The organism is Nocardia kruczakiae NBRC 101016, from assembly GCF_001612965.1.
Classification (GTDB): Bacteria; Actinomycetota; Actinomycetes; order Mycobacteriales; family Mycobacteriaceae; genus Nocardia; species Nocardia kruczakiae.
Map to the genome: position 1 here is coordinate 67,520 of NZ_BDBL01000006.1, position 25,469 is coordinate 92,988.

Consider the following 25,469-nt stretch of genomic DNA (forward strand, 5'->3'; position numbering starts at 1 on the left):
TGCCGTCGTTCGACGACGGGGGCCCGTGCGGTATCTCCTCGATCGGTTCAGGTGTGCATCGCCTGTGTGCCCACGACGGTCAGCAGCGCGAGTTTCTCGGCGGTGTCGGTCCCGGCGCGTGGGGTGAACCAGAGCAACCGCTGGCGGCTGTCCTCGCTGAAGAGGCTGAGGCAGGTGAGGTCGAGCATGCCGACGGTGGGGTGCAGGATCCGCTTGCGTTCGTCTCTGCGCACCCCCACGTACCTCGTGTTCGACATATAGACAGCTTCCCGGGGCGGCCGGGTCGGTGCCAGGGGACGGCGTCCCCACCTTCGCAAGCAACTGTCGCCGGTCCGCGCCGCGCCACAGAGTGGACGTCATGAACACCTCACGCACCGACACACTCACCGATTCCGGCGCATCGCCGGTTGCCGGAAAGACGGTCCTGATCACCGGCGGCACGAGCGGAATCGGCGCCGCGACCGCTCGGCTCCTGCTCGCGCGCGGCCACCGGGTCGCCGTCACCGGGCGCGACCCCGGCCGGCTCGAGGCCTTTCTCGACGAAGCCGGCCACACGGACCGTGTCCTGGGCCTGGTGGCCGATGCCGCCGACTGGGACGCCACGAACACGGCGGTCACCAGCACGGTGGAGCGCTTCGGGTCGCTCGACGCGGCAGTCGCGAACGCGGGCGGCGCGTCGGCGGATCACTTCCGGACCGGCGCTACCGGTGTCGTGGACGGCGGCGATCCGGAGCTGTGGGCGCCGATGGTGCTCGCCAACGTGCTCGGCCCGGCTCTGCTGGCCAAGGCGACCCTGCCCCATCTCGAGCGGTCCGGCGGCCGGCTGGTGCTCATCGGCAGCGTGGCCGGAATCAAGAACAGCCCGGGCAACCTCTACTCCGCCACGAAATGGGCAGTGGTCGGCTTCGCCGAGAACCTCCGTCTGCACGCGACGACCCGCGGCATCGGAGTCACGGTCGTGAATCCGGGCATGATCGACACCTCGTTCTGGCACGGACAGGTTCCGCCCATCGCGATGAGCCCGGATGCGGTGGCCGAGGCGATCGGCTTCGCGCTCGATCAGCCCGCAGGCGTCGACCTCAACACGGTGACGATCCGTCCGATCGGCCAGCCCGCCTGAACCCAGGGGACAGCGCGATGCTTTCGCCACCGAAAGCACCTGTGCCGCACCGTTACTCGTGACGGTCAGACGCGCACGGGCTGCGGACCTCTCCGTGGCGCCGCCAGCGCCACGCGCCGGATCTCGTTCGCCGCCAGCCGCACGTCCGAGACGACGGCGCTGGTTTTGACCGAGCGCGTCGGACCGCACAGGGACACCGCCACGCGCCCCCGCTCGACATCGATGTCGAGCGCGGCCGCCACCACCGTCACTCCCAGCGCGCAGCCCTGCGAGTCCACCGCGACCCCGCTGCGGTCGCGCACCCTCTCCAGTTCACGTTCCAGTTGCCGGCGAGTCCGCACGCTGTAGCAGGTGGGCGCGCTGGCGAAGGGGAGCTCGGGCCACTGCTCCGGTTCCATCGCGGCCAGCAGCGCGTGCCCGGCCGCGGTGAGCTCGACGGGCTGGCGAGCGCCGACCGCCCACTGGCGCCCCGGCGTCGGCCAGGCCCCCACCCGGTTCAGATGCAGGATCTCCGCGCCGGAGAGCAGGCTCAGATGCGCGGTCAGGCCCGTGCGCCGGTGCAGTGCGGTCATGACGGCCATCGCCACGTCGTTGACGCTGCGCTGGCGCACCACCTGCGACCCGAACTCGAACATCCTTATGCCCAAGGCGTATTCGAAGCCGTGGCGTTCCACCCAGCCGAGTTCCACGAGCCGCTGCAAAATTCGATGCGCCGACGAGCGCGGCAGATGGGAACGCCGGGCGATATCGGCCAGCGTCATGGGCCGCTGCCCGACGAAGGCCTCCAGCAGGGACGCCACGCGATCGATCATCGCGTTGGGGGTTTGTTCGAGCTGCACCGTTGCCACCTGTTGCCTCCAACCGCCAGACATGTGCAGAATGTGACTACATGTCAGATTCTGACAGGTCTGAGTGTAAGGAGGGCGCAGATGGATGTAAAGCAGATCACATCGATGTGCTCGAACAGGTCGACGAATGCGAACCCCTCCAGGCGTTTTCCCGACCGCGTTACTGTGGACTGCGATCAAGGAGGACAGAGGTCGTGAGCAAGTCGTCCAGGCCGACGCTGACCGAACGCCGCGCGGAGGAGTTGCGCCTGGCCATCGCGAATACCGCGCGCGATATGTTCGTCGCCGACGGTGACACCTCCGCGACCGTGGAACGCATCTGCGAGACGGTCGGCATCGCGCCGAGGACCTTCCACCGCCACTTCCCGGTGAAGGAAGATGTCATGGGGCCGCTGTTCCGGCGCAGCCAGGCGATCATCATCGACTTCCTGAAGAACGCGCCGGCCGACGCCGACGTCGCCGAAACGCTGGCACGCGCGTTCACCACCGAGGTGTACAAGCGCCGGACACCCGAATCCGACCGCAAATTCATGACGTTGATGATCCACACGCCGCAGTACCGTCTGCGCTGGCTGGAATGGGGCGAGCAACTCTGCGAGCCGATCACCGAGTTCCTCTCGGCGAGAGTCGAACTCGGTGACGATCCGTTCCTGCGCAGACTTCCGGCGGAGCTGATCGTGCACACCAGCCGCCAGGCCTACATCCAGTGGGTCGACGAGGAGGTCGGCGGCGATTTCTCCGAGGTGGAGGCGCTGCAGCTGCGCGGTATGAAGATGCTGCTCGTCGGTCTGCGGGCGGTGATGGCGCAGCCGTCGGTGCCGGTCCCGTAAGTACACGGCGGGTGCGTCGGGACCGGCACCGGTGCGGTGGTCAGCGGGCGAGGAACGCCGAGACGGTCGCCTCCCACGCCTGCTTCTGCTCGATCATCACCCAGTGGCCGCAGTTCGGGAAGATGTGCACCTCTCCGTGCGGCAGGGTCCGCATCGCGATCAGCGACATGTCGAGCGGGCTCACCCGGTCGTCGCGTCCCCACGTGATCAGCGTCGGAACGGAGATCCGGCGCAGATTCGCCCAGCCCGGCGTGACGTCGGCGGCGCGGGCTGCCTCCGCCATGCGCGCCAGCGCCGCGCGGCCGTACATCCGGCGTGAATTCTCCAGGACGCCGGGTTCGGTGGCCTGCTCCCAGCGCTGCTCGATCAGCTCCTCGGTGAGTAGCGCCTGGTCGTAGACCATCGAGCGCAGCCAGGCGACCAAACTGTCGCGGGTCGGATTCTCGACGAACTCACTGAGCCGGATGATCCCCTCGCCCGGCTGCGGACTGAAGATATTCGTGCCGATGCCGCCGATGGTGACCAGGCGGTCGACCCGCTGCGGCGCGGCGAGAGCGAATTCCGTTGCCACGAAACCGCCCATCGAGTTGCCGATGATCCGGACGGTCTCGAGTCCGAGCCCGTCCAGGAACGCGGTGACCGCCAGCTGCGCCGACATCATCGGATGCGCCGCGCCGAAGTCGTCGCTGACCCCGAATCCGGGGAACTCGAGCACCAGCGTGCGGTAATGCCGGGCGAAGGTCGGCACGTTACCGCTGAAGTTGCGCCAGCCGGTGACACCGGGCCCGGACCCGTGCAGCATCAGCAGCGGCGGGCCGTCACCGCTGTCGCGGTAGCGCAGCACGCCGTGTTCGGTGGGCAATTCCAGTAGTTCGGGTACCGAGCGGGTATCGACGGAGGTCATATCCCGAGCCTGCCATCGCCGCGAGGCGGCACTACCGACATTTCCCGGTCAGCGGTCGACGGACGCGGTCCGTAGATCGCGTCCCGGGGGCCGGTGATTGTGCTTGAATGTGTCTAGAACCTGTTTCAGTCAGTGATGACGGCCCGGTGGTTGATATGCGTGCGACACGTCCCGATATCCCGGCGAATTTCGATGTCACGGATCCGGATATGTGGGCCCGGCGGGTGCCTGTCGAAGAACTGGCGGAACTGCGTCGTGCGGCGCCGATCTGGTGGAATTCGAAGCCGCCTCACAGCGACGGTTTTCCGGACGACGGATTCTGGGTGGTGACCAAACACGCCGACGTCAAAGAGGTGTCTCGGCGCAGCGATGTGTTCTCCAACGCCGAGAACACCGCGCTGCCCCGGTACGGCGTCGAACTCACCCCCGAGCGGATGGAGATGCAGCGGCTCGTCCTGCTGAATCAGGATGCGCCGCAACACACCAGAATGCGCAAGCTGATCTCGAAGGGATTCACCCCGCGGGCCGTCAACGGGCTGCGCGCGAAGTTGTCCGCCCGCGCCGAGGCCATCGTGGCCGCGGCCGCCGACGCGGGCGCGGGTGACTTCGTCACGCAGGTGGCATGCGAACTGCCGTTGCAGGCGATCGCGGAATTGATCGGCGTGCCGCAGGAGGACCGGATGAAGATTTTCCGGTGGTCCAACGAAATGATCGGCTACGACGACCCGGAGTATGCCGGTGTCGACCCGCTGGCCGCTTCCACCGAACTCCTCGCCTACGCCTGGCAGATGGCCGAAGCGAGAAAGGCGCGGCCGGCCGACGATATCGTGACCGAACTTGTCCACGCCGACGTCGACGGCGAAGCGCTGACCTCGGAGGAATTCGGCTTCTTCGTCATCCTGCTGGCCGTCGCCGGCAACGAGACCACCCGTAACGCGATCACGCACGGCATGATCGCATTCCTCGAAAACCCTGGCCAATGGGAACTTTTCAAATCGCAGCGGCCCAAGACCGCCGTCGACGAGATCGTCCGCTGGGCCACGCCGGTGAGCACGTTCCAGCGAACCGCGCTCGAGGACACCGAACTCGGCGGCGTGCGCATCCGGAAGGGGCAGCGGGTACTGATCGTCTACCGCTCCGCGAATTTCGACGAAGAAGTCTTCGACTCGCCGTTCACCTTCGACATCACCCGAGACCCCAACCCGCACTTGGCCTTCGGTGGTACGGGCGCCCACTTCTGCATCGGCGCCAACCTGGCCAGACTGGAAATCGACCTGATCTTCAACGCCGTCGCCGACCACCTCCCCGACATCACCGGACTGGGCGACCCACGGCGGTTGCGGTCGGGCTGGTTGAACGGCATCAAGGAACTCCAGGTGCGCTACCGGGGCGAGTGAGGGGTCCGTTCCCCACCGGCCGGATGCATCGAACCGCCGATGATTTTCGGCCGCACGCATCGTCTCTTCTGCGACTCGACAGAATGGATGAACCGATGCAGATCCTGGCCCGACTGTGTATGACCGCCGATGGTTACGTGACGACTCCGGATGGCTGGCCGCCTCAGGTCATCGATCCGGTGCACGGTCCCGGCAGTCACGGCATCGCCGAATTCCTGCGTACCTGCGAGGCCGCGTTGATGGGCCGTACGACCTTCGAACCGGCGCTGTCCGCCGATCGCTGGCCGTGGCCGGATCTCGAGGTCTTCGTGCTGGGTTCGCACCGGCCCGAGGGCACCCCCGACGACGTGATTGTCGACGACGATCCGGTGCGGCTGCTGGAGAAGGTTCGTGCCGCCAATCGTGGCGGCGATGTCCACCTGATCGGGGGGCCCGCCACGATCGAGACCTATCGCGCGCTCGGTGTCCTCGACAAACTCGAACTCGTGATCCTGCCGTTCTTCGTCGGCAGCGGCCTGCGCCTGAGCGACTCGCTGGATCCGCGGACCGATCTCGAATTCGAGAGCTCGCGGCCGTTGGACGGTGGCGGCGTGGAGATCGTCTATCGAGTGTTGCCGGCCGACGAATAGCCGTCGTAGCCCGAGGTCCTCAGGCGTTTCCGTATCTGGCGGGGCCCTCGTCGGCGGACTCGGCAGCGTGAACGGTGTGCAGGATCCAGTTGCCGCGGGCGCCGGATTTGGCGTCGTACAGCGAGGTGTCGGCCGCGTCGAGCAGCCATTCCGGGTCCTTGCCCGCGACCGGTGTGACGACGGCGCCGATGCTGGCGGAGATGTGGAGCCTGTGCCCGCCGACGATAAGCGGATGCGACAGCGCGCCGCGCAGGCGATCTGCGACAGCGGAGACCCGTCGCGTGTCGGCCGGGGGCGGGATGAGGGTGACGAATTCGTCGCCGCCGATCCGTGCGACCAGGCATCCGTCGTCCTGCAGGCTGTCGTGCAGGCGACGAGCGACGGTGGCCAGCACCTGATCGCCGACGCCGTGACCGTATCGGTCGTTGACCTCTTTGAAGTGGTCCAGGTCGGTGAAGCACAGCCCCATCTGATCGGTCTCGCCGGCCGCGGAGATCACTGCTCTGAGCGTGTCGAGCAGGTGGCGGCGGTTGGGCAGTTCGGTGAGCGCGTCGTGGCGCGCTTGGTAGTGGAGCTGCTCCTGTAATTGGTGGCGTTCGGTGACGTCCTCACCGATGGCGAGCAGGTAGTCCGGGCCGAACGCGCTCCGGACGTAGGTGATCGCGAATGTGGCCCATCCGGTGCTGCCGTCCGCGCGCTGCAGGCGCCGTTCGATCTTCGCGGTCCCCGCCCTGGCCGGTACCAGGTCGTCGTAGACCATCTGGCGGATCGCGGCCTGATCGTCGGGGTGGGCGAAGTCGTAGACGCTGATTCCGCGCAGCGAGTCGACCGGCACGCCGATCATGTCGGCCAGATGCGGATTGGCTTCCAGCAGAACACCATTGGTGTCACCGATAGCGATGGCGATGGACGCGTGGTCGAACACGAGCCGGAACCGGCGCTGGCCTTCCTCGACATCGTCGGCCCGGATCGCTTCGGCCAGGAAGTGGTGGCCGTGTCCGAACGCGACGAGCAGGGCGGCCATGCGCCGGTCGGTGTCGGGGTGGTCGCTGAATTCTGTGAGCCTGTGCAGTACCGGGGCGGACACGACCGGGACCGCCGGATCGGTGAGCCGGGCACCCGCCAGCGCCGCTCCCGCTCGGGAGCCGGCGGCCGCGTCGAAGGTCTCCGCGGTGAGACCGGCGCGTAGTTCTTCCAGCAGATCGCGCAGAAACGAAATTTCTACATCGGCGTAGGAAGGGTGGGCGGTGATCGTCGCGAGCGCGCGCTCCCATTGCTGGGCGAGTGCCGTGCTCAGATCATCCACTCCAACTCCCCATGTCCGATGCGCTTGTGCTGCTACTTCGGGTGCCCGGCGATAGTCCCCCGGCTGGTACTGCTGATCGAGACGCTGCAGTCAAAGGTACTGCATGCCCGATTCGTCACGTCATCGGCGGACTACCTATGGGTGGTGGGCCTCGGCGAATATCGACCGGCCCTTGTAGCGCGAGGTGACGCATTGCCATACCCAGCTCGCTTGCACGCATTGGTCGAGGTCGTCGGCATAGGCGGTGACGGCGGTGGCCAGCGGCGGGTCGAGTGCGGCGCAGCGGTCGAGCAGGTCCCGGCGCAGCCCGCGGAAGTGTGTGAATCGCTCGCGCACGATCTGCGCGGCGCCGAGCACGGCATCGGCCAGCGTCGCGCCGGGCGTATTGAGCAGCAGAATCGAGATGAGGTTGAAATCCGATCGGTCCACGATGACCTCCTTCTCGAAGGAGAAGACATCGTTCATCAGGGCGCCGACTTCGGCGGTCAGGCGTTCCAGCGTGCGCAGGTCTTCGGCGAGGCCGGCGGCCGCGAGTTGTTCCCGGGGCAGGGTGGTGGCGCGCGCGAACTCGCACATCTGGATCGCGGGGTACATCCCCGAGACTTCGTTGCGCAGGATTATGTAGTCGTCGACGCTGAGCAGGTCACCGCGTGCGCCGACGTTCTGATCGCGGATCGCCGAGCGCAGGTGGTCGATCGTCGATGCGCGGAATCGCTGCAACCAGACGGGCTCGGCTTGTTCGGTGAGGGTCGTCAAGAATTCGAGGCTCGCCTCGACGATGGGCGTGGAGTTGTCCGGCCGGATCCGGCCGGACTCGAATAATCGACACAGCTGGTCGACTTCCCGCTGCGCCTGTGCTTGTTCGTCCTCGGACAGATGGCTGAACTTCTCGCGTCCCACCGTGTCGTTGAGTGCGAACAGGATCGCGTTGTAGACACCGATCGTCGTCATCCGCGGCAGGTCTATCGTGCGCGGATGCAGGTAGGGTGTCATCGAATTGTAGGCGGCCCCACCGTTTTCCAGCCAGATCCGGTGTCTGCGACAGAACGTCTCGACCGCCTCGCACGCCTCGGCGCCGAACCGGTTCGGCGCGAAAGTGCCACAGTATTCCGCGATATCGCAGTCGTCGGTGCTGAACAGAGTGCGCAGCGACCATCGATCCCCGTGCAGAAGTGACTGGTATTCGGAATGCATGGCGGCGATATCCGATTCGAATTGAGGCATGTACTGCACGAACGTCTCCCAACCAAGAGCGGCATCAGCCGACCCGAAAGTGTCGCCGACAGTTGGCGATACCCGGTACCAGTGTCTCATCGGGGTGGAAGGGTGCTGGTCTTTCGGCGAACGGCCCGCAGTTTCCGACCGCTACTCGTACTCGTGGCTCGCGGAAGTCGAACACGTGCCGATTGGGAGCATGGCGCCGGATGACCGCTCCTGCCGACCAGCGCGAAACCTCGGCGGTGCTCCATCAGCGGCGGGCGACGTGTGATCGGTCCTATCTTCGGCAGCCGTCGAGCAGCAAGCGGAGGGTGAGGCGGGGGTCGTAGTTCGGGTCGGTCATCTCGGCGCCCGCGCAGATGTCGCCGATGGCGCGCATCAGTTGGTAGGCGGTGAAATCCGTGGTGACCTCGCCCGCGCCGCGGGCGGCGGTGAGGAGGTTCTCGAAGACGGGGACCAGGCGGTCCAGGAACAGGGCGTGCAGGGCGGTGATGCCGTCGGGGTCGGTGCGCATCGCGGCGGCGAGTCCGTGTTTGGTCGTCAGGAAGTCCGCGAAGAGATCCACCCATCGGCGCAGGGCCGTGAAGGGTGAGGAAGCTGTCGCGAGAAGAGCGGGCCCGGCCTCGGCGCAGGCGTCGATCTGATGACGGTAGACGGCCGCGACAAGGTCTGCGCGCGTGGGGAAGTGCCGGTAGATCGTCCCCATGCCGACCCCTGCCTCGGCGGCGATGCGGCGCACCGGAGCGTCCACTCCGTCGGTGCGGAAGACCGCGGCTGCGGCGTCGAGCAGCGCTTTCGCATTGCGTTGGGCATCCGCGCGTTTCGCGGTCATCGGTGACGGCTCACTCACCCGTTGCTCCTTCTCCGGCAGTCCTTGCGAATCGGAACATTGCTCCGTATATTCGGAACAGTGCTCCGATTAGGAGTCTATCGTCCTCGAAGGGAATTTCCCGTGTCCGCACCGACCACCCCGATCGTCAGCATCAAGCCCGTCACGCTGTCCGCGCCCGAGCGCGGCGTCGACCTGCAGGTCCGCGTGTCCGCGCCCGTCGGCGGATCCGGCCTGCCGATCGTCGTCCTCGCCCACGGCTTCGGCCAGTCCATGTCCTCCTACGACCCGCTCGTGGACCACTGGGCCGCCGATGGATTCGTCGTTGTGCAGCCGACGTTCCTGGATGCGCGGACGCTCGGCGTTACCGCCGACGATCCGCGGTATCCGGATATCTGGCGCATCCGCGTCGCCGACGTCGTACGGGTACTCGACGACCTCGATCAGGTCGTCGCCGCGGTTCCGGGGCTCGGTGAGCGCGTCGATCGTGAGCGGATCGCCGTCGCGGGGCACTCCTGGGGCGGGCAGACCGTGAGCATGTTGCTCGGTGCTCGCGTCCTCGGCGCGGACGGTCAGCCCGGTCCCGATATGACCGATCCCCGCGTGAAAGCCGGTGTGCTGCTGGCGACTGCCGGCCTGGGCGGGGACGATCTGACCCCGTTCGCCGTGGCGAACTTTCCCTTCATGAACCCGGACTTCGACGGTCTGGCCACACCGGTGCTGGTGGTCGCGGGTGATCACGATCAATCCCAGCTCTCGACCCGCGGGCCCGACTGGTTCACCGATGTGTACACCCACAGCCCCGGCGCGCAGAGCCTGCTCACCGTGTTCGGGGGCGAACACGCGCTCGGCGGAATTCACGCCTACAACGCCGCGGATACCACCGACGAAAGCTCCGAACGCGTCGCCCTGATCCGCGAGGCCGCCTGGGCCTACCTGCGCAGCGCCCTCGGAATCGACACTGCCGCATGGGAAAAGGTGCAGGCCGAGCTGGCCGGAACCGCCGACCCGATCGGACGGATCGACCACAAGTGAGGTCACGGGAGTGAACGCAGGAATCTTCCGGCAGCAGGACTATCGCATTCGCCTCGAGTGGGGGCGGGAAGGAGTCGAGTAACTCGGCCCGGAGTGCGGGGCGTTGATCATCGTCGATGTCCTCTCCTTCTCGACATCGGTGGATATGGCGGTATCCCGGGGCGGGCGCGTACTGCCGCTACCGCTGCGACGCGCCGATCCCCGAACGGTGCGACGCTGTCGGCCCGTGCCTACTCGCACACGATGGTGACGGCTCACCGGAGGCCCGACTCGCCGCCATCGGATTCCGCTCCGCGACAAGCGAATTGCCGGCACTCGTGGGCGAGGCGATCTCCGGCCGGGAACTGACCGACATGGGGCTGGTTCACGATGTGCGGCTCGCGGCGCAGTGGAACGCCAGTACGACCGCGCCCATGCTCGTCGATGGAATCTTCAGCGACCGTGCGGTCGTCGGACCTGGCATCCGGCATTCCCGGCCTGCGAGACTGGGACGGTCACAGTGGCCCGATCGCCCGTCGTCGTCTACATCGTCGAACACGGTGAGCCCGTGATCACCGATCCCGCGTTGCCGTTGTCCGACAATGGGGTTCGATGGGGGAAAGCGGTGTCGGCCGTGCTGCACGATGTGGCGTTCACCAACGTGTACGCCTCGAGTGCGCTGCGATCGCAACAGACTGTGTCCTTCACCGCCGACAGCCACGGGCTGCCGTTGGTACAACTGCCCAACAGTGACCCGCGCACCCCGTCCGCGGATGCCGCCGAGCCCATCGCTCGGGCCGTGTCGGTGCTACCGCCCGGTTCCATCGCCCTCGTCGGCGGTAACACCGAGAACGTCTACCGGATCATGAACGCACGCTCTGGGCATTCCGGTGGTCCCCGGCTGCGGTGAAGATCAGCGCTGTGTGCCGTGCCTCGACAAGACCTGTTTCACTCCCGCGGCACTGAGCACCATCTGGCAGCTGACGTTGTACGGCTCACTGCCCCATGGGGTTTCGCCGAAAGCGGGATTGCAGCGGATTCGCCCCGAAACCGCCGACATCATGAATCTGCCGAACCCCTCGGGGTAGTCGGCCCGATCCTGTGGTTCGCCGGTTCGGTCGTCGGCAGCACGACCGATTCATCGGCGCGACGATCACCCGGTGCGCCGAGCCGCTTCCCGATAGGGTGCCGGTGTGGATGCCTACTCGAGTTCGGACGCGATGGCGCTGGCTGCTCTGGTGCGGTCGGGGGAGGCCGAGCCGTCCGAATTGCTGGAGGCGGCGCGGGCGCGGGCGGCCGAGGTCAATCCGCGGATCAACGCGATCGTGGCCGACGTCGATCCGGCCCGTGCTGTCCAGGTGGACGACGCGCCTTTCGCTGGGGTGCCGTTCCTCATCAAGGACCTTCATCAACATCTCGCCGGCTATCCCACCAGCGCTGGTTCGCGGTCGCTGGCGTCTGTCCCGGCGACCGAGAATGCCACGGTGGTGCAGCGGTGGCTCGATGCCGGGCTGGTCATCTTCGGTAAGACCAATACTCCCGAATTCGGCGCCAAGGGAATCACCGAACCCGAGTTGTTCGGCCCAGCGCGCAATCCGTGGAACACCGAGCACACGCCCGGTGGGTCCTCCGGTGGTGCCGCGGCGGCGGTGGCCGCGGGCATCGTGCCGTGCGCGGGTGCCAGCGACGGGGGTGGTTCGATCCGAATTCCGGCCTCGGCGTGTGGGCTCTTCGGGCTCAAGGCTTCTCGAGGTTTGATCCCGGCCGGTCCCGTGCACGGTGAGTATCTGGGTGGAACCGCCGCCGATGGTGTCATCTCTCGTTCGGTGCGAGACACCGCCGCCATGCTCGATGTGCTGGCGGGCCCGACTCCGGTTGCGCCGTACCTGGCGGCACGGGGGCAAGGGAGCTATCTCGCGGAGGTGGAACGCGCCCCGGGGCGTCTTCGGATCGGCGTCTGCACAGCCAGTTCGGTCAATCCGGCGCCCCATCCGGAGGCTGTGGCGGCGGCGACCGGAGCGGCCGAACTACTGGTGAGCCTCGGCCATGACGTGGTGGAGCTGCCCCGCGCTCCCTTCGATGACGCGGCGTTGGCCAAGGATTTTCTCACCACCTGGTTCGTCGCGTGTGCCTTCTCGGTGGAAGAGGCCAAAGCCGCTGGGGGCGTGGGGGATTCGGGGTTCGAACTCGATACCCGGCTCATGGCCGCGCTGGGACGCGCGACCAAGGCTGTCGAGTTGACTCGCGCCGTCGAGCGGCGACACCAGTACGTGCGACGGCTGGCGGAATTTCACGAGTCCTACGACCTGCTGCTCACTCCGACCACAGCCACGCCGCCGCCTCGGATCGGGGCATTCGGCCTCGCGCCGACGCTGCGCACGGCACAGCGATTGCTGCTGACCGCCCGCGTCGCCGGGCTGCTGCGCTGGACACCGATCGTCGACCAGTTCATCAATGACAACCTGGGCTGGGTTCCCTACACCCAATTGGCGAACATCACCGGCCGTCCCGCCATGAGTGTGCCACTGCACTGGACTCCCGACGGGCTGCCGATCGGCGTCCAGTTCGTCGGCCGCCTCGGGGCGGAAGGACAGCTCATCCGGCTGGCCGCGCAACTCGAGCAGGCCCAGCCGTGGGCCCACCGCCGCCCGGACCTCTGACCGGTGTCTGTCGTTCGACGTTCCGGGGAGCCCGAGGGCTATCGCAGCGGGTGTCTACTCTGTTTGAATTGATGTATGTGCCGGTGGATGGCGTACTGGGGCGAGCCGATTCTTGTCGAGGATCTGTTGTTTCGCCCTGAACATTCGCTGATCGACCAGAGTCTGCACTCTCGTCTGGGAGAGACCACCACCAACGGGGACGGCTTCGGTGTCGGCTGGTATGGCGAGGGTGCCGAACCCGCGGTGTACAAGGGGATCGAGCCGGCCTGGAACGATAAGAATTTGCGGGAGATAGCTGGTCAGGTGCGCACGTCGAGGTTGCTCGCTCATGTGCGGGCTTCGACTGGGACCGCGGTTCAGCGCAGCAATTGTCATCCGTTCCGGCACGGTCGATGGTTATGGGTACACAACGGCGCCCTGCGTGGTTTCAGCGAAATCAGGCGCGATTTGTTGATGGCCGTGGATCCTGGGCTGTTCTCCGACATCGAGGGCTCGACGGACACGGAAGCATTGTTCTACCTCGCCCTGACCTTCGGTCTCGCCGATGACCCGCTCGGTGCCGTCGCGCGGGCAGTCGGCTTCGTCGAGGACGTTGGGCACGCGCACGGTGTCGAGCATCCGGTTCAGATGACCGTCGCGACGACCAACGGTCACAACCTCTGGGTCTTCCGTTATTCCAGCGAGCGCCGATCGCGCTCACTGTTCTTCTCGACCAAGCTCTCCCAGTTACGAGCATTGCACCCCGAAGTCGAGGTTTTGCGCGAATTGGGCGGTGAGACCCGCTTCGTGGTGTCGGAGCCGCTGCGCGATCTCGAGGGGGCGTGGAACGAGGTGCCCGAATCCTGTGCTGCGGTGGTGGGATCCGGTGCCGACGCGATCTGGCCCTTCGTGCCGGTCTCACCCGTCTGAGGTCGGCACGAGCGCCGATGGGCGTCTGGTTCGTCACGCCGGCTGACGGTCTTCGGTGGCGGCGCATCCTTCGGTGGTCGATCGCGCCATCTGTTTCAAGACCTGAGTGGGGCCTCCGATGCGCAATGCTTCGCGTTGTCGGACAGCGCCGTTGCCGTTCCGCAGAACTGTTGCCAACGCGCCGCGCGTGAATTCGTAGTCGCCGGACTGTTCGAGAGCGGGGCGGATATGGGAGAGCAGATGTGCGATGGAAGCGGGCTTGGGCACGGAATGTCGTGTAGCTCTGCGGAACTGCGGACCGGACAGGCCGTCGTGGGCCGCGCGCCGGCATGCCGCCCGCAGATATGCCAGGTCGACAGGGTCCGATGTCCGTCCGCTGTCCACTGCCGCCACAGAGGTGATGACCAGTGCCCGGACGAGACTCGCCAGAAGTGCCGTTTCCTCGACCGTGGCCGGAACGTCGCTGATGCGGATCTCGATCGTGGGCAGATGCGAGGACAATCGCACATCCCAATAGACCATCGCTGCGTCGAGGATGTGCCCGTCCTCGACGAGCTTGGTGACCGTGTCGTCGTATTCGGCGGCGGACCGCAGGTACGGGGGCGGCCCGGCGCTGGGCCATCGCGCCCACAGTAGGTGGCGCCAGCTGGCGTAGCCGGTGTCGATACCACTTGTGATCGGGGAATTCGCCGTCAGCGCCAACAGGGTCGGCAGCCAAGGGCGCAGGTGATTGCTGACCTGCACCGCGACGTCGCGGTTGGGCACGCAGACGTGGACGTGGCAACCGCAGATCACTTGCTCGGCCAGTTCGCCGAAATGCGCCGCCATGCGTCGGTATCTGGGAGTGTCGGTCATGGACCCGGGCGGCGGTCTCCAGATCGGCACCCCCACCGCCAGTGGCAGCGATCCTGCGCATGTCGCGGCCTGCGTGACCGAGAGTCGCGCCCGTCGAACTTCGCGGTGCAACTCCGGAATGTTCGCGCAGACCGGTGTGCAGGTCTCGATCTGGCACTGGGATAGCTCCAGTTGCAGTTCGGCATCCGGGGCGCGTGCCGCGACGGCGGTGTTGTTCAGCGAGGGGAGGCCGGTGGCCGGATCGACAAGAACGAACTCCTCTTCGACGCCGACGGTGAATGGACGAATACTGTTGCCGTGCAATGGATCACGTGGCTCACTCGACACCATGGACGTCACGGCCACCTCCCGGATTATTGCCTGTCGAGGCATGCGCGCTCGCCGATTTCGCCGCATCGTTGCCTGCCGACAGTTCGGATAACCTGAGTGAGACTGTTCCTGATTCTCCGAGTGTGGCCTGTAATGCTACGAAGTTCGGTTGAACGGGTGTTTGAAACGAGTCCTGACGCTGATTCTCCGCTTCGTCGACCAGCGTGACGGCCACGCTGGTGGAATTCTGTCCTCCAGCTCCGGAATGTGAGGAACTCGAAGTTTACCGGAAAATTGCCCGTCAAACAGTGGGTTGGCTGAGGTTGTGGATTCTTCGCCGAACTCGACCCGACTCCATCCCGCCTGGACGCCGAAGATCCCTGCGCGGTGGGAGCGGTGCGTGGCGTAGAGGAGCTCAGTCACGCTCGGGCGACCCCCACCTTCGGACGTGCGCCCACCCGAGAGGGTGTGGTTCGCCGGCATCTCGGCATATCGATCGCAGCTCAGCCGACCGTCATTGTGGTCTACCACTATCGCCTGACGGCCGCTGATACCAAAGATCACGTTACCCGGAGTAGTACTTCCTCACGAATCGTGCCCTGGTTACGCTGGTGAAATAGCCCAGCTAACCGGGGAGGGAAGGAAGTTCGATCATGCCTGTCACCTCTCCATACCAGCAAGGCCTCACCGTATCCGGTCGACCCGTATCGTCGCCGCTGAAAGACGTGCGGGCCCTGTCGCGGCAGATGGTCAGCCACTTCGTCGAAACCGTCGCGCCCTGTGGCACCTTGCCAGGTGACGCAATCCATGGCGACATCACCATCATCACCCGCGTGTGCCTGGAGCTGGCAGTCAGCATGCTGGACGGCAGCAACATTGCGGAAAAGACCGGGCAACTGAAGGACGCCGCGGCTCAATGGGCTCGCGAAGGTGTGCCCATTGGGACCATTCACCACGCCATTCACGAAGGCTTCAAGATCGGCTTCGACCTGGTGGTGTCCACCGCCTTGGCCAAGCAACGTGCCTCCGGCTCGGCCGATACCGATCCGACGCTCAGCACGGCCGACTATCAGAGCATTCTCGATGCCGCCAAACTCGTCGTCGAGATGCTCGACACGATGACCACGGCGGTCTCGGTGGCCTATGTACGCGAATTGCGCGCAGTCGTGTCGGAGCACCACACCGCGGTGCACACGCTCACTTCGGCACTGCTCGGCGGGCACCCCACCTCCACGATGGCCCGCGAGTGTGGCATCGACATCGCCGGCCGCTATCGCGTATTGGCCCTTGCCATTCCGTCCCACCCCGACGAATCCAACCCGACGCTGAACGCGAAAGTCGTTGCCCGCCGCAAACTCCGGCGCCTGCAGGCAGAACTGGCCACCCGCTGCGGCGACACCGTGCTGTCATTGCTGTCGATCGACGGCGGCACCGTGCTCATCCCCGCCGATCGCGTCACCAAAGGGGCCCTGGAAGAACTCATCGGGAATCTGTCGCGGGCGGCGCGCGTGCCGATCACCGCCACCATGGTCACCGCCTCTACCGACACCCTGCCCACGGCCGCGGATCAAGCCCACGAACTGCTCGACGTCGTGTCTCGGCTGGGATCGGTGCCGGGCCTGTATCACTTCGACGATCTGGCTCTGGAATACCAGCTCACCCGCCCCGGCCCGGGGCGCGACCATCTCGGGTCGCTGCTCGATCCGCTGGACGAGCATCCGGAACTGCTGGAGACATTGCAGGTGCATATCGCGCACAACCTGAACCGCCAACGCACTGCGCGGCTACTGAACGTGCACATCAACACCGTGGACTACCGGCTCAAGCGGATCGGGCAGCTCACGGGGTTCGATTCCACCCAGGCGAGCGGGCTGTGGCACCTGCGTTCGGCATTGGTTGCCCACACTTACCGCACGTGAGCACAGTGCCGGCGAGCGCAGAGTTACTCCGGTGGGTCGGTATCGATACCGATTGGGACGCGGTACGCCACGAATTCTGGACCGAACTGATTCCGCCACACCCAGGGTGCCGACATTGGCGACGGACGTGATACTCGACAGACGGTGCCTACCGACAGGCGGATCGCAACGGCATGCCGAACCGGTCCTTCCGAATCTTTGGCTCCGATCGCGGAATGCCGCCGGATAGCGGTGTGTAGAAGTTCATCCACTTGTCAACCGCGACAACGAGTTCGGTCTTCGTGCGGTGGGTACGGCGAGTAGTGTATACGTCCGTGCGTCAGTTGATATCGGCATTCACAGGCGTGATCACATTGGGGGCGGTCTGGTGGATCCTGTGGGTGACGCTGCTCGCGCCGACTGAGAAAAGTACCGCCAGTGGATACGGGCAGTTCGTCGTGGCGGTGGTGGTGGCAGTCTGCTCACTCGTCGTGTGGGTGGTGAAGACGTTCTGGTCAAGGACTGCCGAGCCTCTGGACCGCCTCGCTGACCGATTGGCCGCCCTCGTGCGCGAACGATGGACCAAGGAGGCGCACGATCGTGATCTGTTGGTCGAGCCGTTGCCGATCAGGTGGCATCAAACGGCGCTCTCTGTTGCCGTGCCTGTGGCTGCAGCAACGTCGACACGGGGTGGGCGGCCGCGGTTCGACCCTCTACCGGGCCTTTCCCTCATCACCAGCGCTACCTTGCAGGAGGGTGACCGTAGCACCCTGTATGACGTCTACGGCGGGCTGCCCTCCGGCCGACTGGTGATCACTGGGGATGCGGGTACGGGCAAGAGCGCCGCCGCGATTCTACTGCTACTCGACGCCCTGAAGTTCCGCGAGCAGAGTCACTCTGGGATTCCGGTGCCGGTGATGTTCACCTTGCACAACTGGGACCCGGGGGCCACACCGGTCAACGAATGGCTTATCCACAAACTCGCCGAGACCTTCCCGCTCCGGAGAGACGAAGCGAAGAGGCTGGTCCAGGAGCGCCGAATCGCGGTGTTCCTCGATGGTCTCGATGAAATGCCTGAGCAGCTGCGTCCGATCGCGCTGCAGGCGCTGAACAAGGCCGATTTCCGTCTGGTATTGCTCAGCCGGCGCGCGGAGTTCCGCGCTGCCGTACAGCACGAGCCGCTGTTGGGTGCTGCCGTCATCGAGCTCCGATCGTTGAAACCCGCCGACGCCGCCGACTATCTACTGCGCCACGTTGTCTCCCCGCCGCCACCGAATTGGCAGGCCGTCGCCGAAAAGCTCAACGACGATCCACGGAGCCCCCTCGCCCGAGCGCTGACCAGACCACTCACCGTCACACTGCTCCGCGACACCTACCCACAGATCGGAGAGGTCGACGAACTCCTCGACCGCAAGCGCTTTTCGACGCCCAAGCGGATCGAAAGCCACCTGCTCGACCGGGTGCTCATCGCCGCATACACCCCGGAACTGGGCAACCCGAAGCCTCGATACTCCGTCCAGACCGCGGAACGGACGCTCGGCTACATCGCCGACCGCCTGAAGCAGAACGGAAGTCGTGACCTGGCGTGGTGGACCATCCGGCAATGGACCGACCATGGGATCGCTCTGTTTGCACGTGCAATGATCGTCTGGTTCGTGACCGCGATCCCCATCAGCTTCCTGTTCGGTCTTTCGTACCGGATCGCGGATGGGAGAGAGATTTGGTCCGGACTGCCGGTTGGGCTCGCCATCGGGCTTGTGTCCGTGTTTTTGACCAATCGCGAGAGTGAGATCACACCCAGGCGAGTCGTTGCTCGCTGGTGGCTGGCACCAGTCACGGCCACCGGATTGTTGATCGCGCTCCCGCTCGGGCTCGGAATCGGATTCGCACTCGTTTTTATCAACCACCTCGAGCCCGCGCTCGTGTGGTGGCTCGTACTCGGGGTGTTGCTCTGGCTTACGATCGGGACCGGCAGTTCGTTGTTCGCATCGGACCGCGACGACAGCCGCTCGCGCGACCCGATTACCTCGTGGAGGCAGGACGCCATGGCGGGCCTCGGATTCGGGGTCATATGCGGGTTCGGCGCGCTGACGGCAGGACTGTGCTTCGGCATGCGGTTCGATCTGGGGTTGCCTGCCGTGCTCGCGGTCGGGCTCCTCGGTGGACTTGCCGCGACGCTCGCTTTGCCCCCCGCAATGACCGCGTCGTGGCCAACCTTCTGTTTCCAGATCGAGCTGGCCCTGCGGCACCGAATCCCGGTGCGGCTCATGCGGTTTCTGGAGGACGCACGGGAGCGAGGCGTCTTACGCACAGTGGGACCTATTTACCAGTTTCGGCACGCCGAGCTTCAGGATCGATTGGCTGTGAACGTCAGCAAGCCTGAGTAGGCGACTGGGCAGGATCCATTGCCGGCAGTCCGGTTTCGGGGTGGCGATCGTTTCGCAGCACCGACGCCGCGCATTCTCGCGCGTGGGAATCGCGCGGGCGGCTGCTGGATCTACTCTCGTCGCGTCGATCGAGTGCGCCGCTGCGTCCCCGAATCCCGCACCCGGACTCCAGCGGCCGGGATATGAGGAGTTCGCGATGACCCGAGGCGATGTTCATCTGTGTGGCAGTGTGCCGCTACCGGATGCGGAGGCCGTATTCGGTGCGGCCGCACGGCGGCTGGGACCGTGGCTCAGCCGCATACCCGACGGTGAGACCGGCGAGCGGGACAACTTCACGGTCTGGCAGTTGCCGCGCATGGGCGCGCATCCGGATCTGGAGACGGCGCCGCCGCCGAGCCCGGAATACGGGCCCAGTGAGCGGGTGCGGCCCAAACCCGGCGTGGATCCCGCATCGATCGATTTCGGTGAGCTGGGTTACGCACAGGCAGCGCTCGAGTCCTGGGATGTATTCCGCAAGCTGCGCGAACGCGGCGACATCGATGCCGGGGTGCGGTTCCAGGTCTGCCTGCCCACCCCGATCTCGGTGGTGGGCGCTTTCGTCGGCGATCCGCAGGACATCCTCGAACAGCGCTACGAGGCGGCGCTGCTCGCCGAACTCGGCCGCATCGCCGCGGAGATCCCGCACACCGATCTCGCGGTGCAGTGGGATTGCCCGGTCGAGTTCGCGATCTTCGAGGGGGTGTTCCCGTGCTGGTTCGGCGCCGACGACGACACCCGGCTGAGTGAGATCGTCGCCCGGCTCGTGCGCCTCGGCGCGGCCGTGCCCACGGACATCGAACTCGGATATCACTTGTGCTACGGCGATTTCGGGCATCGGCACTTCGCCGAGCCCACCGACACCGGTCGCATGGTGACGGTGCTGTCCGGCGTGGTCGCGGCGCTGCCGCGCCGGGTCGACTGGGTGCATATGCCGGTTCCGCGCTCGCGCACCGACCGCGAGTATTTCGCACCGCTGGCCGGGCTTTCCCTGCCGCCGCGAACCCGGCTGTACCTCGGACTGGTGCACGCCACCGACGGCCGCGACGGGGCCCTGCGCCGCATCGCCGCTGCCCGGGAAATCGTCGACGGATTCGGTATCGCCACCGAATGCGGATTCGGCCGTCGGCCCGCCGAACAAATCCCGGATCTGCTGGATCTGCATGCCGAGCTGGCGGCCTCGCTGTCGTGAGACCGGCCGGCCAGTTGCTTGCCCGCGCGCTCTGCGGCGGCTGATGCACTCGCCGGCCCGGGGAGACCTCACTCGGTTGTGGGTGCCAGTGCTGATGGCTGGACTGGGCGGGCAAGGCGCGTCGGGGTGAGCCGGCCTCGCAGGGTCACCGATTCACCGAGCTGCCAATGTTCGGCTTCGGTGGCGGCGGCCGCGACAACCGTCTTATCCGAGGTGAGGAGCAAGGAATCCTGTTTTGCCAGTTCACACAGCCGGGCGGCTTCATTGACGGCGTCGCCGATCACCGTGAATTCGTAGCGCTGCCGAGCGCCGACATTGCCTGCGACGACCCGGCCCTCGGCGATGCCGATCGCGGCGACGAAATCCGCGGCGTCGGTATCGAGCCGGGCGCGGATCGCGCGACCGCACGCCAACGCGGCACCCGCTGCGTCGGGAAGCGTGGCAGGCGTGCCGAATACGGCCAGCGCGGCGTCCCCCTCGAACTTGTTGAGCAAGCCGCCGTGGCGTTCCACCTCGTCCACCACCACACCGAAGAAGCGATTGAGAATCGCGACCATCTCGGGCGCGGGCAGGGACGCGGCCATGGTGGTGGATCCGACGATATCGATGAACAGTGCGGCCGCCTCGACTTCGACGCCGCCGAGCACCGCCTTCCCCGTCAGTGCGGCGTCGGCGACCTCGCGCCCGACATGCCTGCCGAACAGGTCCCGGATCTCCTCGCGTTCGCGCAAACCGCCGACCATATTGTTGAAACCGCTCTGCAGTTCGCCCAGTTCGGTGCCGTCGTAGACGGCGAGTTCCAGATCGAGATCGCCCTTCTCCACCTCGCGCATCGCCCGGCGCACACCATTGATCGGGGCGACGGTGGCGGCCAGTGTCTGCGTCATCAGCAGCGATCCGATCAGCAGGGTCGCACCGCCCAGCGATAGCACGCATACCGCCAGCCGGGCCGTGCTCACATAGTCGGCGCACAGCGCCAGCACCGCGAGCACCATCAGTCCCGCCACCGGCAGACCCGATCCGACCAGCCACATCAACAACGATCGCCCGAACACGCCGATTCCACTGCGGGGGCGCGACTTTCGCGCCGAAAGCACCCGCGAGGTCACCGGCCGCAGGGCGAATTCGATGATCAGATAGGTACTCGCGCACACCACGACTGCGCTGAACGTGATCCCGAACGCGACCTTGGCGATCAGCCCGGGCTCGGCGAGTCCGGCGAGCAGCGTGAGCAGGACCACTCCGCCGAACCACAGCACCGCCTGGATCCGCACCAGTCGCCACGGCACCGCGGCGGCGGCGGCCTGTTGCCGCTCGGTGGGCACCACGTCCGGGTCGATGGCCCAGCCCAGCGCGCGCAAACCACGCACAGTGCCCCACCACACGCCGATCAGCAGTGCGACCACGGCGTATACCGGGGCGGCGACGGCATCGACCAGAACGATCTTCGCAGCGAAGACGGAAGGCCCGGGGAGTACGAAACCGATCAACGTGATCGACACGAAGACACCGGCAAGGTTGGCCAGCACGATCGGTACCGTCAACAGCAATTGCACCCGAAGCCGCCGAGTTCCTGCCGCTTCGTCCTCGTGTCCCAGTAGTCGCGATCCCCATGGCGCTGCCGCGAGTGGGTTGTTGCTGCGCGCCATTCTCGGCCAGCCCTTTCCGTAGTTGCGTTGCCCCGAGGGCCGGGCGGCCCGAAACAGACATACCCTGCCTCGGCTTCGCCTTCTCGCGCTTTCCGGTGCAGGCAGGCCTCGTCGCAGGACGGACCTGCCTGGACGACGAAAGCCTGTGCGGCACAGCGTATTCCTGTGGCCCAGGCGCTGCTGGACTGCGCGGCGGGCCGCCGTGGTGTTCGGTTTCCACGTCGGTTCCCGGCCTCGCCGAGACGGTACTGGACCGGCGCGAATCCGGCTATACCCGCAAGTTCCCAGCCGCTGGCCCACGTTGGCCGGCTCTCTCCGGCAGAAAAATTCCATGCGGACCGATCCGTGCCGCTGGGCGACGCGAACTCCTCGACATCGGTCGGGGCCTGGTCCTGTGGTCACGAGCCCGCGAACAGTCGCCGGCCGGTTGCAGATGACGAAGTCGAATGGCGTGAAGAGAGGCTCGGATGGTTCGGGGCACGGTGTGTCCTGCAAGGTTTCCCGGGCGTCTCGCAAGCCAACGGCCCCAGCGATGACCCGGTGGGCGAGCCCGCCGTGCGGGACGAGGGTCCGCAGGCGCCCGAGCCCGCTCCGGTCACGCTCGTGGCTGCCCTGGGGCAACCTGATCTGCCCGAGCCCGCAGCGCATGCTCGTCGTCCGCGCGATCACGCCGCTGTAGGCGCTGCTCCCGAACACTTCGCCACCGCGTAGCTCGCGGTGTACCGGGGCCGGGCGCGGGGGTGTACCCGGTTCGAGAGCCTCGGCGATCGGGCGTTCCCACTCGCGCAGGACCGGAGCCGGCTGTGGACGTTCGCCCCGCACGATGTCGGCGTCGGCATGGTGCGCCCAGATTTCGACTTCCCGCTCCGCGAGGTCGGCCGCCGAACCGATGTGGTCGTCGTGGGCATGGGTGAGGATTACCCGCTGCACCTGTTGCCCGGCACCCTATCGAGAGTCGACGGAGCCTTCCTTCCTGATCTGCTCTGGGCAGAAATACCGGGCATCTCGAGGGCTCGCAGTACTGTTCCATTCCGGCGTTCCGTTTACGGAACGACGAGGCGGGATTCGTATTCGAGGGAAGCGGTCATGACCCGGAAACTCACTTCACCGCAGGCTGGCGCCGAACCGACAGTCGGACCTGGGGCCGACTTGACCGGCCAGGTGGCGCTGGTCACCGGCGGCTCGTCCGGACTGGGGCGCGCCATCGCGACGGGATTGGCCGCCGCCGGGGCCGCGGTAATCGTCGCGGGGCGGCGACGCGAAGCAAGCGAACGGGCCGCAACCGAAATATCCACTCGCACTGGCAAAATCGCCGAGGGTGCGTCCTGTGACGTGACCGACGAGGATGCCGTTCACGACGTCGTCCGGACCATACTCGACAGTCACGGGCGCCTGGACGTGCTCGTCACCAGCGCAGGTATCCAGGCCCGCGGCGACCTCGACACGCTCGACGCCGGTACCTTGCGCGACTGTCTCGATGTCAACGTCGTCGGCACATTTCTGGCCTGCCAGGCGGTCGTGCCGACGATGCGACAAGCCGGCTACGGTCGCATCGTCACTCTCGCCAGTGCCCTGGGCCTGGTCGGAGCCGCAGGCCGTGCGGGCTACGCGGCGAGCAAGGGTGCGGTGGTCCAGCTCACCCGTAGCCTCGCCGCTGAGCTGGCGGGTACCGGAATCTGCGTCAACGCATTGGCACCCGGCCCGTTCCGCACAGCGTTGAACGACAACATCGACGACGATCCCTACGTCCGAGAATTTCTCGACCACCAAGTCCCGATGCGCAGGTGGGCCGACCCGGAGGAACTCGTCGGTGCGGCAGTCCTGCTCGCCAGTCCGGCAGCCTCCTATCTCACCGGTGCGGTACTGCCGGTCGACGGTGGATGGACCGCGCACTGAGCACGTCATCCACTGAGGAAGCCGCGATGTGCAGTCTGCTCGCCGGTGTGCGGGCGAGCCAAGTCGAACGCATCGTTCAGCTGTCGCGCTGAGTGAGGTTTCCCCGCTTTCTCGGCGGGCTCTGCTGTCGAGCGGTGCGCCGGTCCGGTCGGCGCATCGTTTTCCGGGCAGCGACAACACGGCGAGGCGCTAGATTCGGTGGTCTGGGCGCACTGCCGCTGCCAGGCAGCGCAGCGCGTCGGTGAGCGCGGTTCGCTGGTCAACGGTGAGGCGTTCGGTGATCGAGGTTTCGTAGTCGAGCAATTCGCGGACCGTCCGCTCGATCAGCGTGTGCCCCTGGGGAGTCAGGGTGACGAGGACGCCGCGGCGAGACGTGGTGGTGGGGGCGCGGGTGATGAGGCCTGCGGTCTCGGCGCGGGCCAGTCGCTGCGAAATGGCACCGGCGGTCACCAGACTGCGCGCGGTGATCTGGCGTGTGGTCAGTTGGTAGGGCGCGCCGGCACGCCGCAGCGTGCTGAGTAGATCGAGAGTGGACTCGTCGATATCGAGCCGGGCAAGGGTGCGCCGCCTCTCATCGCTGAGCATCTCGGCTACTCGCCACAGTGGGGTGATGACCTCGATGGATTCGGTTCGGGCGCCCGGTAATTCGCGTTGCCAGGCGGTCGCGATCTGGTCCGCCGTCGGTACGGTGTCGATCATCGTGCCCGGCATCCTTTTCTCTCGTAAGGTATATTTAGCGCTAAATATAGTGAAGGAGGATGCTGATGGCCAGAACCATCGTGATCACGGGCGGCAGGCGGGGGCTGGGACGGCAGGTGGCTCAGCGCTTCTGCGAATCCGGAGAGCGCGTGGTGGTCACCGGTCGCTCGGACCGGGTTCGGCAAACGGCCGCCGAGCTGGGTGTCGACGGGATCGAGTGCGACGCGAGCGAGCCCGCGAGTGTCGAGGCATTCGCCGCGCGACTCGGTGATGCCGTGGACGTGCTGGTCAACATGGCCGGCGGCAACACCGATCTCATCGGGCCCGTGCCGGAGTCCTTGAAAGACGTTGCTGCACAATGGAATGCCAATCTGTCTGCGAATCTGCTGACCGCGGTGCTGACCACCTCGGCCCTGCGTGACCGGCTCCGTCCCGGAGGCGCGCTGATCAATGTCGGCTCGATCGGAGCCGAGTACGCTTCGACTTCCTATGGCGCGGCAAAGGCCGCCCTGGCGGCCTGGTCTGCGGGCCTGTCGGCCGAGCTGGCGCCGAAGGGAATTACGGTGAACGTGGTCTCTCCCGGCTACATCGAGGACACCGATTTCTTCCAGGGCAAACTGACCGCCGAACGCCGTGCGCAGCTGATCGCGGCGACACACGACAAACGTCCAGGACGTCCGGGCGACGTGGCTGATCTCGTCGAATTTCTGGCGTCTCCCCGTGCCCGCCACATCACCGGCCAGACCATTCACCTCAACGGCGGCGCCTACACCACACGCTAGGTGGCGTGGCTCGCCGATCAGCCGGACGCCCCGACCGGCACCGCCGATGGAGACCGAGAGCGCGCCGGCTCGGCAAAGGAGTCGGCGCGGTCGTATGTCGGA

Annotated in this window: 23 protein-coding genes and 1 pseudogene; 13 read left to right on the plus strand and 11 right to left on the minus strand. The window is 66.3% G+C overall.

Going from position 1 to position 25,469, the window contains the following annotated elements; genetic code table 11:
- Positions 1-47 precede the first annotated feature (47 nt).
- Positions 48-257, minus strand: a complete 210-nt coding sequence (locus tag NK1_RS06240; RefSeq protein WP_167354228.1) for an MmyB family transcriptional regulator — start codon at positions 255-257, stop codon at positions 48-50.
- A 101-nt stretch (positions 258-358) separates the two neighbouring features.
- Between NK1_RS06240 and NK1_RS06245 the strand changes: the two genes are divergently transcribed.
- Complete coding sequence (locus NK1_RS06245; RefSeq protein ID WP_063905925.1) at positions 359-1,120, plus strand: SDR family oxidoreductase; 762 nt, start codon at positions 359-361, stop codon at positions 1,118-1,120.
- Between the two features lie 65 nt (positions 1,121-1,185).
- Here the strand turns inward: NK1_RS06245 and NK1_RS06250 are convergent, their stop codons facing one another.
- Positions 1,186-1,959, minus strand: a complete 774-nt coding sequence (locus tag NK1_RS06250) for an IclR family transcriptional regulator (RefSeq protein WP_245660367.1) — start codon at positions 1,957-1,959, stop codon at positions 1,186-1,188.
- Between the two features lie 203 nt (positions 1,960-2,162).
- Here NK1_RS06250 and NK1_RS06255 point away from each other — a divergent pair, with 203 nt between their 5' ends.
- On the plus strand, positions 2,163-2,798 hold the full coding sequence (locus NK1_RS06255) for a TetR/AcrR family transcriptional regulator (RefSeq protein ID WP_039779670.1): 636 nt from the start codon (positions 2,163-2,165) through the stop codon (positions 2,796-2,798).
- Between the two features lie 40 nt (positions 2,799-2,838).
- Here the strand turns inward: NK1_RS06255 and NK1_RS06260 are convergent, their stop codons facing one another.
- Positions 2,839-3,702 (minus strand): alpha/beta fold hydrolase, encoded by an 864-nt coding sequence (locus NK1_RS06260; protein WP_063007620.1) that lies wholly within the window; start codon positions 3,700-3,702, stop codon positions 2,839-2,841.
- Positions 3,703-3,857: 155 nt separating this feature from the next.
- On the opposite strand from NK1_RS06260, the gene NK1_RS06265 reads away from it, so the two are divergent.
- Both NK1_RS06265 and NK1_RS06270 read left to right on the plus strand, forming a co-directional pair.
- Positions 3,858-5,099 (plus strand): cytochrome P450, encoded by a 1,242-nt coding sequence (locus NK1_RS06265; protein WP_063007621.1) that lies wholly within the window; start codon positions 3,858-3,860, stop codon positions 5,097-5,099.
- A gap of 95 nt (positions 5,100-5,194) precedes the next feature.
- Positions 5,195-5,728 carry a dihydrofolate reductase family protein gene (locus tag NK1_RS06270; RefSeq protein ID WP_063007758.1) on the plus strand — a complete coding sequence of 178 codons (534 nt, stop codon included), beginning with the start codon at positions 5,195-5,197 and terminating at the stop codon, positions 5,726-5,728.
- Positions 5,729-5,747: 19 nt separating this feature from the next.
- Here the strand turns inward: NK1_RS06270 and NK1_RS06275 are convergent, their stop codons facing one another.
- The 3 genes from NK1_RS06275 to NK1_RS06285 form a co-directional block, all read right to left on the minus strand.
- The gene (locus tag NK1_RS06275) at positions 5,748-7,034 is read right to left on the minus strand and encodes a sensor domain-containing diguanylate cyclase (RefSeq protein WP_063905915.1); all 1,287 of its coding nucleotides are present in this window, start codon (positions 7,032-7,034) and stop codon (positions 5,748-5,750) included.
- Between the two features lie 135 nt (positions 7,035-7,169).
- On the minus strand, positions 7,170-8,258 hold the full coding sequence (locus NK1_RS06280; protein WP_084460654.1) for a terpene synthase family protein: 1,089 nt from the start codon (positions 8,256-8,258) through the stop codon (positions 7,170-7,172).
- Positions 8,259-8,529: 271 nt separating this feature from the next.
- Positions 8,530-9,102, minus strand: coding sequence for a TetR/AcrR family transcriptional regulator (locus tag NK1_RS06285; protein ID WP_374726605.1), 573 nt, complete (start codon positions 9,100-9,102; stop codon positions 8,530-8,532).
- A 102-nt stretch (positions 9,103-9,204) separates the two neighbouring features.
- Between NK1_RS06285 and NK1_RS06290 the strand changes: the two genes are divergently transcribed.
- The 4 genes from NK1_RS06290 to NK1_RS06310 all read left to right on the plus strand — a co-directional run bounded on the left by NK1_RS06290 (position 9,205) and on the right by NK1_RS06310 (position 13,664).
- Positions 9,205-10,116, plus strand: coding sequence for an alpha/beta hydrolase family protein (locus NK1_RS06290; protein ID WP_063007623.1), 912 nt, complete (start codon positions 9,205-9,207; stop codon positions 10,114-10,116).
- A 499-nt stretch (positions 10,117-10,615) separates the two neighbouring features.
- Positions 10,616-11,005 (plus strand): histidine phosphatase family protein, encoded by a 390-nt coding sequence (locus NK1_RS06295; protein WP_063007624.1) that lies wholly within the window; start codon positions 10,616-10,618, stop codon positions 11,003-11,005.
- A 310-nt stretch (positions 11,006-11,315) separates the two neighbouring features.
- Entirely contained in the window at positions 11,316-12,755 is a 1,440-nt protein-coding gene (locus NK1_RS06305) for an amidase (protein ID WP_157104127.1), read from the plus strand.
- An 87-nt stretch (positions 12,756-12,842) separates the two neighbouring features.
- Entirely contained in the window at positions 12,843-13,664 is an 822-nt protein-coding gene (locus NK1_RS06310; protein ID WP_063007627.1) for a class II glutamine amidotransferase, read from the plus strand.
- Positions 13,665-13,697: 33 nt separating this feature from the next.
- On the opposite strand, the gene NK1_RS06315 is transcribed toward NK1_RS06310, so the two are convergent.
- Positions 13,698-14,864: a carboxylate-amine ligase gene (locus NK1_RS06315; protein ID WP_439955930.1), complete on the minus strand. Its 1,167-nt coding sequence runs from the start codon at positions 14,862-14,864 to the stop codon at positions 13,698-13,700.
- A complete protein-coding gene (locus NK1_RS34915) occupies positions 14,836-15,063 on the minus strand; it encodes a hypothetical protein (protein ID WP_167354230.1) in 228 nt (75 codons plus the stop codon). The genes NK1_RS06315 and NK1_RS34915 overlap by 29 nt, the downstream gene beginning before the upstream one ends.
- Positions 15,064-15,481: 418 nt before the next feature.
- On the opposite strand from NK1_RS34915, the gene NK1_RS06320 reads away from it, so the two are divergent.
- From NK1_RS06320 to NK1_RS06330, 3 genes are all read left to right on the plus strand, one after another.
- Positions 15,482-16,747, plus strand: coding sequence for a PucR family transcriptional regulator (locus tag NK1_RS06320; RefSeq protein WP_063007629.1), 1,266 nt, complete (start codon positions 15,482-15,484; stop codon positions 16,745-16,747).
- A 314-nt stretch (positions 16,748-17,061) separates the two neighbouring features.
- On the plus strand, positions 17,062-19,113 hold the full coding sequence (locus tag NK1_RS06325) for an NACHT domain-containing protein (protein ID WP_157104106.1): 2,052 nt from the start codon (positions 17,062-17,064) through the stop codon (positions 19,111-19,113).
- A 196-nt stretch (positions 19,114-19,309) separates the two neighbouring features.
- The gene (locus NK1_RS06330; RefSeq protein WP_063007631.1) at positions 19,310-20,341 is read left to right on the plus strand and encodes a hypothetical protein; all 1,032 of its coding nucleotides are present in this window, start codon (positions 19,310-19,312) and stop codon (positions 20,339-20,341) included.
- Between the two features lie 68 nt (positions 20,342-20,409).
- Here NK1_RS06330 and NK1_RS35565 read toward each other — a convergent pair whose 3' ends face one another.
- Both NK1_RS35565 and NK1_RS36150 read right to left on the minus strand, forming a co-directional pair.
- Positions 20,410-21,990 (minus strand): adenylate/guanylate cyclase domain-containing protein, encoded by a 1,581-nt coding sequence (locus NK1_RS35565; protein WP_063007632.1) that lies wholly within the window; start codon positions 21,988-21,990, stop codon positions 20,410-20,412.
- Between the two features lie 738 nt (positions 21,991-22,728).
- Positions 22,729-22,920: pseudogene (locus NK1_RS36150) on the minus strand (MBL fold metallo-hydrolase); the annotation flags it as partial.
- A gap of 219 nt (positions 22,921-23,139) precedes the next feature.
- Between NK1_RS36150 and NK1_RS06340 the strand changes: the two are divergent.
- Entirely contained in the window at positions 23,140-23,886 is a 747-nt protein-coding gene (locus NK1_RS06340; RefSeq protein WP_218023067.1) for an SDR family NAD(P)-dependent oxidoreductase, read from the plus strand.
- 189 nt (positions 23,887-24,075) lie between these two features.
- On the opposite strand, the gene NK1_RS06345 is transcribed toward NK1_RS06340, so the two are convergent.
- Positions 24,076-24,585, minus strand: a complete 510-nt coding sequence (locus NK1_RS06345) for a MarR family winged helix-turn-helix transcriptional regulator (protein ID WP_063007760.1) — start codon at positions 24,583-24,585, stop codon at positions 24,076-24,078.
- Positions 24,586-24,650: 65 nt separating this feature from the next.
- On the opposite strand from NK1_RS06345, the gene NK1_RS06350 reads away from it, so the two are divergent.
- On the plus strand, positions 24,651-25,367 hold the full coding sequence (locus tag NK1_RS06350) for an SDR family NAD(P)-dependent oxidoreductase (protein WP_063007761.1): 717 nt from the start codon (positions 24,651-24,653) through the stop codon (positions 25,365-25,367).
- The last annotated feature ends 102 nt before the right edge of the window (positions 25,368-25,469 follow it).

Coding starts and splice junctions, on each gene's coding strand:
- NK1_RS35565 (WP_063007632.1), bottom strand. CDS start 21,990: ATGGCGCGCAGCAACAACCCACTCGCGGCAGCGCCATGGGGATCGCGA.
- NK1_RS06280 (WP_084460654.1), bottom strand. CDS start 8,258: ATGCCTCAATTCGAATCGGATATCGCCGCCATGCATTCCGAATACCAG.
- NK1_RS06260 (WP_063007620.1), bottom strand. CDS start 3,702: ATGACCTCCGTCGATACCCGCTCGGTACCCGAACTACTGGAATTGCCC.
- NK1_RS06265 (WP_063007621.1), top strand. CDS start 3,858: ATGCGTGCGACACGTCCCGATATCCCGGCGAATTTCGATGTCACGGAT.
- NK1_RS06270 (WP_063007758.1), top strand. CDS start 5,195: ATGCAGATCCTGGCCCGACTGTGTATGACCGCCGATGGTTACGTGACG.
- NK1_RS06320 (WP_063007629.1), top strand. CDS start 15,482: ATGCCTGTCACCTCTCCATACCAGCAAGGCCTCACCGTATCCGGTCGA.
- NK1_RS06305 (WP_157104127.1), top strand. CDS start 11,316: ATGGCGCTGGCTGCTCTGGTGCGGTCGGGGGAGGCCGAGCCGTCCGAA.
- NK1_RS06350 (WP_063007761.1), top strand. CDS start 24,651: ATGGCCAGAACCATCGTGATCACGGGCGGCAGGCGGGGGCTGGGACGG.
- NK1_RS06240 (WP_167354228.1), bottom strand. CDS start 257: ATGTCGAACACGAGGTACGTGGGGGTGCGCAGAGACGAACGCAAGCGG.
- NK1_RS06245 (WP_063905925.1), top strand. CDS start 359: ATGAACACCTCACGCACCGACACACTCACCGATTCCGGCGCATCGCCG.
- NK1_RS06330 (WP_063007631.1), top strand. CDS start 19,310: ATGACCCGAGGCGATGTTCATCTGTGTGGCAGTGTGCCGCTACCGGAT.
- NK1_RS06345 (WP_063007760.1), bottom strand. CDS start 24,585: ATGATCGACACCGTACCGACGGCGGACCAGATCGCGACCGCCTGGCAA.
- NK1_RS06310 (WP_063007627.1), top strand. CDS start 12,843: ATGGCGTACTGGGGCGAGCCGATTCTTGTCGAGGATCTGTTGTTTCGC.